Genomic DNA, 9,966 nt, shown 5'->3' with positions numbered 1-9,966 from the left:
CCACAGGAACCAGAACCGCTCCTGGCCCGGGGTGCCGAAGAGGTACAGCACCAGGTGTTCGTTGAGGCTGATCCGGCCGAAGTCCATCGCCACGGTGGTGGAGGTCTTGCGCTCCACCCCGGCGGTGTCGTCCACCCCGACCCCGGCCCGGGTCATGGTCTCCTCGGTGGTCAGCGGACGGATCTCGCTCACCGAGCCGACCAGGGTGGTCTTGCCGACCCCGAAGCCGCCGACGATCACCACCTTGACGGCGGCGGTGGCCGATGCGGGCAGGGTGTCCTCCTGCCGTGGGCCCGGCAGCAGCCTCTCAGAGCTTCTGAAGTCCATGCATCACCGCCTCGAGGAGTTCGATGTCGGGGAGTGAGGCGGCCGGAACCGGTGCCCTGGCCTCCACCCGGCCGCCGGCCAGCAGATCCGCGAGCAGCACCTTGACCGCGCTCACCGGCAGTTCCAGATAGGCGGAGATCTCCGCCACCGAGAGCGGGTAGTGGCACATCCGCACGATGGCGGTGTGCTCGGGCGGCATACCGGGCTCCGGCTGGGACCGGGCCACCACCAGGGTGACCAGGTCCAGGCGGTCCTGCCCGCCCGCCTTGCTGCGGCCTCCGGTGATCACATACATGCGCTCCGGGCCGTCGTCGGTCGTCTCCTCGCCGGCTCCGCTCATGTGACGGCCCCGTCGACCCGCGGCGGGCTGGTGAGGTGCTCGCCGATCCGCAGCACCAGGTCGCGCATCCGCTGGCCCATCAGTCCGGCGTCCACCCCCTCGTCGGCGAGGACCGCCAGATACGCTCCGGCGCCCGCCGCCATCAGGTAGAAGAAGCCGCCGTCGATCTCGATCACGACCAGCCGCATCCGGCCCTCGCCGTGCGGGAACTCCGCGGCGACCGCCGCGGACAGGCTCTGCAGGCCCGCACAGGCCGCGGCGAGGCGGTCGGCGGTGTCGGCGTCGGTGCCGTACTGCGCCATCCGCAGGCCGTCCGAGGACAGCACCACCACCTGCCGGGTACACGGGACACTGGTCACCAGGTCCTGGAGCATCCAGTCCATGTTGGGTCGCTGCTGCTGCAACACCGCTACTTCCCCTCCTCCGATGAGTCGTCAGACGGACGCCGTGCGGGCCCTGCGGGGGCCGGGGTCTCGCCGTTGATCCCGGCCTGGAAGGCGGCCAGCCAGATGCCCGGCTGCACGGGCCGGCCGGGGTCCGCCGACGGGGCCTGGGCCGACCGGGCGGGCGCCGGCGGGGAGGACGCCGGGGCCGCCACCCCGCCGGGCCGGGGTACCGCAGCGGGTCCCCGGCGGCGGCGCTGCGGCAGGCCGTAGGCGTTGTGCTCCACGGCGGCGGGCTGCTCCTGCCGCTCCGCGACCGCGGGCACGGTGGCCGGTGCCTGCGCCCCGGGCCGGGGCTGGGCCGGGCGGGTCGGCATCGGCCGGGGCGGCGGCATGGTGCCCGGCCGGGGGACCGCGCGGGGCGGCGGGACCGAGGTGAGCACATTGCCGGGGATCACCATGACCGCCCGGACGCCCGCGTACGCGGACGGCCGCAGCGACACCTGGAAGCCGTAGGCCTGGGCGAGCCGGCCGACCACGGCCAGGCCCAGCCGGGGCGTCTCGCCGAGGTCGGTGAGGTCGATGCCGGCCGAGGAACGGGTCAGCACCTGCTCGGCCCGCTCGCGGGCCTCCTCGCCCATGCCGAGGCCGCCGTCCTCGATCTCCACCGCCACGCCGGACTGGACCTCGGTGGCGCTGAGGTGCACCCGCGTCTGGGGCGGGGAGTAGCGGGTGGCGTTGTCCAGCAGCTCGGCCAGGGCGTGGATCAGCGGCTCCGCCGCGGGGCCGACCACGGCCACCTCGGCGACCGAGTGCAGATCGACCCGCTGGTAGTCCAGGATCCGCGACATGGCGCCGCGCAGCACGCTGAACATGGAGACCGGCTGGCTCCACTGGCGGCCGGGCCGTGCGCCGCCGAGGACGGCGATGGAGTCGGCCAGCCGGCCGATCAGCGCGGTGCCGTGGTCGATGTGCAGCAGATCGCCGAAGACCTCCGGGTCCTCGCCGTGGCGGTGCTCCATCTCGCGGAGGTCCTGCGCCTGCTGGTGGACGATCGCCTGGACCCGGCGGGCGATGTTGACGAAGGCGCGCTGTGCGGAGTCGCGCAGGTCCTCCTCGGCGACCACGGCATCCACCACGGTGCGCAGCACGGCCTGGTGGGCGGCGGAGAAGCCGGGGTCCAGCTCGGCCTCGTAGGCGGCGCTCTTCAGCACCTCGGCGGCGGACTCGCCGCGCTGCAGCCGTGCCACCGCCTCGGGCAGCAGCACCTCGGCGAGTCTGGCCGTCTCGGCCTCCTGCTCGGCCATCAGCCGGCGGAGTCCGGCCTCCTGGTCGGCATGCCGGCGGCGCAGAGCGGTGATCGCCCGCCCTCTGCGGGCGGTCTCTCCGGCGATCAGCAGCACCGCCGCCGTCGCCACGGCACCGCACCATGCGACCGGCACCCGGGCCGTCTGGACCACCGCGACCACCGCGGCCACCGTGCAGGCGGCCGTCACCACGGGCGGGAGTATCCAGACGAGCGGGGAGGCGGGCTGATGCCCTGCGGATGGCGTTCCAGTACGAACCATCGGCGTCCTCAAAGCAGTTGAGTGAATTGGAACGACTATCGGGACAACGACCGGGTGCGGTCGGGGATACGGCCGATCGGGTGAAACGGCGGGGCGGCCGGCGCGCGGGACATGAGTGCACGCCGGGGCATGCCGACCGTCCTGACCTGGAGTGATCGGCTCGGTGCGCTGAGCAATCAGGAGCATAGCCGTCCGGTTGCCACCCGCGAGGGGGGACTTGACAAGCCCGGTCCGAGCCCCCCGGGGCTCGCGGGTGTGCAGAGCCTGAAGGGGGCGTGCATGTTTGATTGCGCGCCCCCCGGGGTGTCCCGGTATGGCCGCGCCCGGCCGTAAGGCCCGAATCGACGTACCGTCAGATCGCTTGCAGCGCAGCGTGTTCGGCCGCGCCGGAGGATGCCGGCGCCGGTGGCCGCCGGGCTTCGGCCGCCCGCCGGACTCGGAGGCTCCGGCCGTCCGCAGCAGCGTGACCGCAGCGATCCGCGCCCCCGGACGGGCGCAGCCCGGGGCCGGGCCGATTCGGTCATCCGTCCGGACGGCTCGGCGTGCCGGGACGACCCATCCGGCTTAGCGTTCCGGTGTAGGCATGGTTGGCGGCGCGACTCCCGGCCCGGCCACGATGCCCTGGAGGCAGGCAATGCACGAGATGAGAGCGGAACACGGCCCGGCCGAGCTCGACGGCGACCGGCCGGTCGACTTCTGGCACGTCGTGGCCAGCGGCGCGGATGTCGCGCTGTGCGGCCGCGAACTCCACCGCGACGCAGCCGTCCAACCCGTCCAGGAGAGCGAACCCGCCGCGGAGCAGTACTGCGAACCCTGTTTGGCGGCCTTCCGCGAGAAGGTCACCCCGGTCACCCCCGCCACCCCCTGACCCTCAGCGAGCGCGCCTCCCGGCGGCGATCCGCTGCCGGGAGGCCTCGTACAGCACCGCCGTCGCCGCATTGGCGGCGTTCAGCGAGCTTGCCGACCCCGACATGGGAATGCGGACCAGCCGGTCGCACAGCTCCCGCCAGGCCGCGCTGAGCCCCGCGGTCTCATTGCCCACCAGCAGCAGCACCGGCCCGGTGAGGTCGACGTCGAAGACGTCGGCGGTGCCGTGCTCGTCGGTGCCCACCACGGCGACCGGGCGGCCCGCCGCCCGCTCCGCGTCCAGCCAGTCGGTCACCTCGCGGTGCGAGGGGACCCGTACGGCGGGCAGCGCGAACAGCGACCCCGTACTGGCCCGCACCGACCGGGGGTCGTAGACGTCGGCCGCATGCCCGGTCACGACCACCCCGCCGGCCCCGAAGGCGTCCGCCGAGCGGATCACCGAGCCGATGTTCCCGGGGCTCGTCGGCCGGTCGAAGAGCACCCCCAGGAAGTCGTCGCCGACGGTGATCCGGCCCAGGTCGTCCGCGGGCATCTCCAGCACCGCGACCAGCTCGGGCGCGGCCTGCTCCTTCTCGCCCAGCTCCGCCAGCAGCTCCGGGGACATCGCGAAGCGGTCGGCCGGTGTGGTCCGCAGCAGCTCCTGGGCCCACCGGGACAGCGGCCGCTCGGCGTCGTGGATCAGCGCCCGCACCGGCCAGCCGCGCTCCACCGCCACCGTGATCGGCCGCACCCCCTGCACCAGGAACTCGCCGGCCCGCTGCCGCTTGTTCCGGTTGGACAGCAGGGCCTGCCACTGCTGGAAGCGGGCGTTGCGCGATGTGATCCGCTGGACCACCGCCATCGGTCCTCCTGGGGTGGTGGGCACTGCGCGGCCCGGGCCGGAACGTGATCACCACCCTATCGCCGCCGCCGTGCCCCGCCCGGCGCAGGGCCGGGAGGCCCGGCCCGGTGCCGAACAGCGGGCCCTGTGCCGAACGGCCTTGAACAGCGGGCCGCCGCCGGGGGACCATGCTGGACAGCGCACACCGGCGGACGCCGCCCCCCGCAGACGCCGGGGGAACCAGGGGCTGCCCGATCCGCCGTCCGTGCCCGGAGGAGCGATGACGCCAGGCGACCACCCCGCCCCCGACCCGGGGGACCGCCGATGAGCGCCTGGGTGCTGCTGTCCACGGTCTTCCTGGCCTGCGCGGTGGAGGCGGTGGAGGCACTCACCATCGTCCTGGCCGCCGGCACCAGCCGGCACTGGGGGTCGGCCCTGCAGGGCACGGGTGCCGCGCTGGTCGTGCTCGCGGCGGTGGTCGCCGTGCTGGGCCCGGCGATCAACCTGATCCCGCTGAACGCGCTGCGCCTGGTGGTGGGGGCGCTGCTGCTGGTCTTCGGGCTGCAGTGGCTGCGCAAGGCCGTGCTGCGCGCCTCGGGCCACCGGGCGCTGCACGACGAGGAGGCCGTCTACGCCAGGCAGGTCGCCGCCGCCGGATCCGCGGGCACCGGCGGCCGCGGACCGGTGCGCGACTGGTACGCCTTCACCCTCTCCTTCAAGGGGGTCCTCCTGGAGGGGCTCGAAGTCGCCTTCATCGTGGTCACCTTCGGCAGCAACGGCCACGACGTCCCCCTCGCCGCGCTGGGCGCGCTCGCCGCGGCCGTGGCCGTGGCGGCCCTCGGACTGGCCGTCCGGGCGCCCCTGGCGAGGGTCCCCGAGAACACCATGAAGTTCGTGGTGGGGACCATGCTCACCGCCTTCGGGCTGTTCTGGTCCACCGAGGGCACCGGGGCCCGCTGGCCCGGCTCCGAGGCCGCCCTGCCGGTCCTGGTGCCCGCGGTGGCGCTGCTGGCGATCGGTTTCGCGGCGGTGCTGCGCCGCAGCGCGGCGCCCGCGCCGCGCACCCCGGTGGGAGGCGGTCCGCGATGAGGTGGATCCGCGCCTTCGCCGCGTTCTGGTACGACTTCGTGGTCGGCGACGACTGGCGGGTCGCGCTGGGCGTGGTACTCGCGCTCGCCGCCACCGCCGGACTGGCGCACAGCGGCAGCAACGCCTGGTGGCTGCCCCCTGCGGCCGTCGCGGTCCTGCTGTGGATGTCGCTCCGCCGGGTCGTCTCCGTCCGTCGCCGTCGCGGGGAGTGACCGTCGCCGCGGCGGCCCGGCCGCGTCGTACGGGCCGGGGGGCGGAGCTGTGGACGCCCGGCCTGTGTGCCGCCGGTGGGCTCAGAGCGGCAGGTCGTCGGGCAGGATGCGGAAGGACTTGTGCCGGCTCAGGGGACGTACGGCGCGGAAGTCGCGACGGTCGAGGGTGAGGACGAGGACCTTGCCGGCGCCGGCGCCGGTGTCGTGGTCGCGGGCGACGGCGTCGGCGTGACCGGGTTTCGGTGTGCCGTACCGGCGCTGCACCCCGGCGGTCGCCGGGCCGACGCGGAGGTCCACGACGGCCGGCGGTGCCACCGCCGCGGTGCCGCCCGAAAGGGCCTGCGCACAGGGCCACTTGGAGCGGGAAAACGCAACTTCGACTGGGCTCGCGGCAGCAGCTACCTTCGTCCCGTCCTCGGTGGTCGTCACCGTCGCACGGGGGGTCCTGAAGGCCGGACCGGCCGCGAGGGGATGAGCCGGTCACGCCCACGAACCGCCGTGCGCAGGTCGTCGAACCGGGTCCACGCCAGGCAGCCCCATCCAGGGAGAGACGCATGCCGCACCTTGCTCTGTACACATTCGGCGTCCTGAAGTCGCCCCTCGCCGATCCCGCACCTCTCACGCGCGAGTTCTACGACATCGGTGAGGCCGTCTACCGGAGGATCAGTCAGCAGTCCGGGTATCTCGGGCACGCCGAAGCGGCGGACGCCGGCCGGGGCGGGCTCTTCGAGGCGGACTGGGGCGCATGGGGAGAGTTCGCCGTACCGACCTGGTACGGCAAGGGCCGTACGCCGGAGACCGCCGCGCTGGCCGCGACCCTCTCCCTCTGGACCGACCTGCGCCATGCCTTCGACGCCGTCCACACCGGTCTGCACCGTGAGGCGCTGAGCAGGCGTTACGACTGGTTCGAGCGGACAGGGCAGCCGAACCACGTGTTCTGGTGGGTCCCCGACGGTGTGACACCCACCTGGCGGGACGGGGTCTCCAGGCTGGAGCACCTCCAGGAGCACGGGACCACGCCGGACGCCTTCACCTTCCACCACTCGTTCGCCCCGGACGGAACTCCGGACAGCATCAGGGGAGCCGGGCCGAAGAGCGACCGGGCTCACTGACGGGGAGCCCCCGCGGGCGCCGCCCGCACGGTGCTCCGAAGGCCCCCGCGCGGTGTCCGGCGCCGGCTACGGCCGGCGCTGCGGAACACCGGGACACGGCGCGGCCGACTGCGTCATCGTCCATCCGTTGCCGACCACATGGACGCCCGCGCTCGCCGCCGAGCGCCGTGCGGGGAGGAGGGGGGCCGCTGCCCCGCCGCCGATGTCCGCCGGCGGCGTGACGGACGGCGCGGCCACTTCGGCCACCGTGCACGCCAGTTGCAGCATGGCCCGGCGGCTGAGGAGCGGGACGTCCCCGGGGAGCTGGACGGACAGGGTGCCGTCGCCGTTCAGCCACACCTCGGGGCCGCTCTTCAGGCGGGGCAGGTCGGTGGTGGCCGTCGCCGCCTCGCCGGCGGACGGTCCGGCGAAGAGGGAGTGCACCAGGCCCTTGAGGTCCGCGGGGTCGCGGGCCTTGCGGAGGTAGGGCCGCAGGGCGCCGTCGTGCAGGAAGTAGAGGGCCACGACGGACGGCGCCGCCCGCTCCGGGCGGGGCGAGGACAGACCGCTCGCCGGAGCGCCGGCCTGGATGACGTCGGACGGGGGGACGCCGCACGCCGCCGAGGTGAGCGCGGCCGCCAGCCCGACCAGCAGCGCCGCTGCGCGGCTGCCCCTCACCGGGCACCCGCCCCGGCGTCGACGCCCGCGGAGTCGCGGTGCAGGGGGAGTTCGACCGTGAAGGCCGCGCCTCCCCGGGGCAGGTTGGCGGCGCCGATGCGCCCCCCGTGCAGACGTACGTTCTCCGCAGTGATGGCCAGGCCCAGCCCGCTGCTCTCACTCCTGGTCCGGGTGGTGCTCGCCTTGTAGAAGCGCTCGAAGATGTGCGGCATGGCCTCCTCGGCGATCCCCGCCCCGCCGTCGGTCACCTCGATGACCGCCCAGGCCGCGCCGGTCGGCTCCTCCCGTACGCCCAGTGCCAGCCGTACCGGCGGCGCCCCGTGCCGCAGTGCGTTGCCGACCAGGTTGGCGATGACCACGTCGAGGCGGCGCGGATCCACCCGGGTCCTGAGCGCACCGGACGGTGGCAGCCGGGTCTGCACCTGCCCCTGCCATCCCCGGGAGGCGAGGGTGCGCCGGACCGACTCGGCCAGGTCGATCTCGTCCAGGTGGAGTTCGGCGGCGCCCGCGTCGAAGCGGGAGATCTCCATCAGGTCCTCCACCAGCGCGCTGAGCCGGCTGGTTCCCTCGCTGATGAGCCGCAGTGCGTCTCCCGTCTCCCGGTCCAGGCGCAGCGCCTTGTCGTCCAGGACGTCGGTGACCGCCGACATCACCGCCAGCGGCGTGCGCAGCTCGTGGGAGACGTCGGCGGCGAAGCGGCGCGCCTGGGCCTCCAGTCGGCGCAGCTCCTCGACGGACTGCTCCAGCGCGGCCGCCGTGTCGTTGAAGGACCGCGACAGGTCGGCCAGTTCGTCGGAACCGTGGACGGCCAGCCGGACGTCGAGGTGCCCCTCGGCCATCCGGCGGGTGGCCCCGCGCAGGGCCCGTACAGGACGGAGCACCCCGCTCGCGGCCAGCAGCGCCAGGACGACGGCGATGCACAGCGCCACCAGGGTGGCGTGCTCGATGGCGGTGACCATCGCCGTGACATAGGCCTTCTCGGTGTCCTGCGGCACCACCAGGTACATCACCAGTCCGGAGAGCCTGGGCTCCTTGTCCTCGCCGTTGTCGTAGGTGACCGGCATGCCGACCACGAGCCAGGGACGCCCGGCGGTGCTGACCCGCTGGAACACCGCCGCGCGGTCGGTCGCGACGGACCGCAGCAGTTCCGGGGTGAGCCTGTCGAAGGCGTCGCTGGGCGCGTAGGCGCGCAGCGCGCCGTAGGTGGCCAGCACCCGCCACCCCTGCGACGGGTTGGCGTGGAGCACCTGGTTCACCGACGCCTGGAGCTCCAGCTGGTCGGGCGCCGCGGGGGTGGAGACGGCGACGGCGTCGACGGCGGCCCGGAACTGCCGGATGACGGAGTCCTGGCTCTGCTGCAGCACCCCGTTGCGGGCCTCCCGGAAGGCGAGGGCCCCGGTGCTCAGGGCGCCGCCCACCGCCACCAGGGCGAAGGCCGCCACCAGGCGGGCGCGCAGACCACGGACGGGCAGCGGGGCCTTGGCCAGGACCGCCCTGAGGGACCGTACCGGCGCGGGTCCCTGCCCGGCCGCGACGGTCTCATGCCTGTGTACGGCCCTGCGGGCGCGTACGGATCGCCGGGCTTTCACGGGGAGCGGAAGCGGTAGCCGAAGCCGCGTACGGTCAGGATGTAGCGCGGGTCCCCGCCGAGTTCGCCGAGCTTGCCGCGCAGCCGCTTCACACAGGCGTCCACCAGTCGTATGTCGCCGTGGTAGCTGTGCTCCCAGACCGCTTCCAGCAGTTGCTGGCGGCTGAACACCTGGCCGGGGGAGGCCGACAGGGTCAGCAGCAGCCGGAGTTCGGAGGGGGCGAGCGCGACGGCTTCGCCGCGGTGTGTCACCACCAGCCCGGCCCGGTCGATGACGAGCTCGCCGTGCGACTCCGTCCTGGGCCGGGCGGTGTCGGAGGCGACGGGGTCCTGCCTGCGCAGCACGGCCCTTATCCGGGCGTCCAGCACCCGGGCCTGCACGGGCTTGACCACGTAGTCGTCCGCGCCCGACTCCAGGCCCACCACCACGTCGACGTCGTCGCCCTTGGCGGTGACCATGATGATGGGCACCTGGTCGCGGTCCCTGATCCGCCGGCACACGTCGAGGCCCGACATGCCGGGCAGCATCAGGTCGAGGACGACGACGTCCGGGCGGAGCGGGCGGAGCTGCGCCAGTCCCTCCTCGCCCGATCCGGCGGCGAAGACGTCATGTCCCTGGTGCCGCAGCGCCAGCTGGACGGCCTTACGGACATCTGGGTCGTCTTCGACAATCAGGACTCGCGGCACGTCGCCAGTGTAGGCAGACGTCGCCGGGCGTCCGGCCTGGAAGGTGCCCTGCCGGGGAGCTGTTACAGAAGGATCACAGAGACTGCGGTGGGCCGGGCGCTCCGTCGTGGACGGGGGCGGCCGGGAGGCGACTCGTTATTTTTCCGTGACTTTCCCAACCTGTGGCGATCATCTGGGATGACCAGGTTGGGCTGCCATGTACTCGGCACCAGAGCGGGAATCCGCACCGCACGGCGGCAGCACCGCGGCCCACCCCCGCCGCTCCTCCCGGCACCGCCCCTCGCACCGCAGCGCCCCGAACGGGCCCTCCCGGGGC

At 74.0% G+C, this 9,966-nt stretch carries 13 protein-coding genes; 4 read left to right on the top strand and 9 right to left on the bottom strand.

Going from position 1 to position 9,966, the window contains the following annotated elements; genetic code table 11:
• The 4 genes from AOK09_RS26520 to AOK09_RS26505 all read right to left on the bottom strand — a co-directional run.
• Positions 1-327, bottom strand: a 327-nt coding sequence (locus AOK09_RS26520) for an ATP/GTP-binding protein (RefSeq protein WP_175609350.1), incomplete at its 3' end; no start/stop codon positions are given.
• Entirely contained in the window at positions 308-667 is a 360-nt protein-coding gene (locus AOK09_RS26515) for a DUF742 domain-containing protein (protein ID WP_055589777.1), read from the bottom strand. The genes AOK09_RS26515 and AOK09_RS26520, both read right to left, overlap by 20 nt.
• A complete protein-coding gene (locus tag AOK09_RS26510; RefSeq protein ID WP_175609351.1) occupies positions 664-1,050 on the bottom strand; it encodes a roadblock/LC7 domain-containing protein in 387 nt (128 codons plus the stop codon). Before AOK09_RS26510 ends, AOK09_RS26515 begins: the two co-directional genes overlap by 4 nt.
• A gap of 26 nt (positions 1,051-1,076) precedes the next feature.
• Complete coding sequence (locus AOK09_RS26505; protein ID WP_055589776.1) at positions 1,077-2,618, bottom strand: sensor histidine kinase; 1,542 nt, start codon at positions 2,616-2,618, stop codon at positions 1,077-1,079.
• A 634-nt stretch (positions 2,619-3,252) separates the two neighbouring features.
• On the opposite strand from AOK09_RS26505, the gene AOK09_RS26500 reads away from it, so the two are divergent.
• Complete coding sequence (locus AOK09_RS26500; RefSeq protein ID WP_055589775.1) at positions 3,253-3,486, top strand: hypothetical protein; 234 nt, start codon at positions 3,253-3,255, stop codon at positions 3,484-3,486.
• A gap of 3 nt (positions 3,487-3,489) precedes the next feature.
• On the opposite strand, the gene AOK09_RS26495 is transcribed toward AOK09_RS26500, so the two are convergent.
• The gene (locus tag AOK09_RS26495; RefSeq protein ID WP_169797068.1) at positions 3,490-4,326 is read right to left on the bottom strand and encodes a TrmH family RNA methyltransferase; all 837 of its coding nucleotides are present in this window, start codon (positions 4,324-4,326) and stop codon (positions 3,490-3,492) included.
• A 303-nt stretch (positions 4,327-4,629) separates the two neighbouring features.
• Between AOK09_RS26495 and AOK09_RS26490 the strand changes: the two genes are divergently transcribed.
• Together AOK09_RS26490 and AOK09_RS26485 are read left to right on the top strand one after the other, a co-directional pair.
• The gene (locus tag AOK09_RS26490) at positions 4,630-5,394 is read left to right on the top strand and encodes a COG4280 domain-containing protein (RefSeq protein WP_055589774.1); all 765 of its coding nucleotides are present in this window, start codon (positions 4,630-4,632) and stop codon (positions 5,392-5,394) included.
• The gene (locus tag AOK09_RS26485; RefSeq protein WP_055589773.1) at positions 5,391-5,606 is read left to right on the top strand and encodes a hypothetical protein; all 216 of its coding nucleotides are present in this window, start codon (positions 5,391-5,393) and stop codon (positions 5,604-5,606) included. The genes AOK09_RS26490 and AOK09_RS26485 overlap by 4 nt, the downstream gene beginning before the upstream one ends.
• 81 nt (positions 5,607-5,687) lie before the next feature.
• Here AOK09_RS26485 and AOK09_RS26480 read toward each other — a convergent pair whose 3' ends face one another.
• Positions 5,688-5,903, bottom strand: coding sequence for a hypothetical protein (locus AOK09_RS26480; RefSeq protein WP_157876045.1), 216 nt, complete (start codon positions 5,901-5,903; stop codon positions 5,688-5,690).
• A 257-nt stretch (positions 5,904-6,160) separates the two neighbouring features.
• Between AOK09_RS26480 and AOK09_RS26475 the strand changes: the two genes are divergently transcribed.
• Entirely contained in the window at positions 6,161-6,718 is a 558-nt protein-coding gene (locus AOK09_RS26475; RefSeq protein WP_055589771.1) for a DUF3291 domain-containing protein, read from the top strand.
• Positions 6,719-6,784: 66 nt separating this feature from the next.
• Here the strand turns inward: AOK09_RS26475 and AOK09_RS26470 are convergent, their stop codons facing one another.
• Genes AOK09_RS26470 through AOK09_RS26460 form a run of 3 tightly spaced genes read right to left on the bottom strand, consistent with a single transcriptional unit; the run spans position 6,785 to position 9,650 of the window.
• Positions 6,785-7,375, bottom strand: a complete 591-nt coding sequence (locus AOK09_RS26470) for a hypothetical protein (protein WP_055589770.1) — start codon at positions 7,373-7,375, stop codon at positions 6,785-6,787.
• On the bottom strand, positions 7,372-8,964 hold the full coding sequence (locus AOK09_RS26465) for an ATP-binding protein (protein ID WP_079063453.1): 1,593 nt from the start codon (positions 8,962-8,964) through the stop codon (positions 7,372-7,374). Before AOK09_RS26465 ends, AOK09_RS26470 begins: the two co-directional genes overlap by 4 nt.
• Complete coding sequence (locus tag AOK09_RS26460) at positions 8,961-9,650, bottom strand: response regulator transcription factor (protein ID WP_055589769.1); 690 nt, start codon at positions 9,648-9,650, stop codon at positions 8,961-8,963. Before AOK09_RS26460 ends, AOK09_RS26465 begins: the two co-directional genes overlap by 4 nt.
• Positions 9,651-9,966 lie beyond the last annotated feature (316 nt).

It is taken from the genome of Peterkaempfera griseoplana (assembly GCF_001418575.1).
In the GTDB taxonomy this organism is placed as follows: domain Bacteria; phylum Actinomycetota; class Actinomycetes; order Streptomycetales; family Streptomycetaceae; genus Peterkaempfera; species Peterkaempfera griseoplana.
This window is presented reverse-complemented; position numbering and strand designations above follow the sequence as displayed.

Coding starts and splice junctions, on each gene's coding strand:
- AOK09_RS26495 (WP_169797068.1), bottom strand. CDS start 4,326: ATGGCGGTGGTCCAGCGGATCACATCGCGCAACGCCCGCTTCCAGCAG.
- AOK09_RS26475 (WP_055589771.1), top strand. CDS start 6,161: ATGCCGCACCTTGCTCTGTACACATTCGGCGTCCTGAAGTCGCCCCTC.
- AOK09_RS26515 (WP_055589777.1), bottom strand. CDS start 667: ATGAGCGGAGCCGGCGAGGAGACGACCGACGACGGCCCGGAGCGCATG.
- AOK09_RS26505 (WP_055589776.1), bottom strand. CDS start 2,618: ATGGTTCGTACTGGAACGCCATCCGCAGGGCATCAGCCCGCCTCCCCG.
- AOK09_RS26510 (WP_175609351.1), bottom strand. CDS start 1,050: ATGGACTGGATGCTCCAGGACCTGGTGACCAGTGTCCCGTGTACCCGG.
- AOK09_RS26485 (WP_055589773.1), top strand. CDS start 5,391: ATGAGGTGGATCCGCGCCTTCGCCGCGTTCTGGTACGACTTCGTGGTC.
- AOK09_RS26500 (WP_055589775.1), top strand. CDS start 3,253: ATGCACGAGATGAGAGCGGAACACGGCCCGGCCGAGCTCGACGGCGAC.
- AOK09_RS26490 (WP_055589774.1), top strand. CDS start 4,630: ATGAGCGCCTGGGTGCTGCTGTCCACGGTCTTCCTGGCCTGCGCGGTG.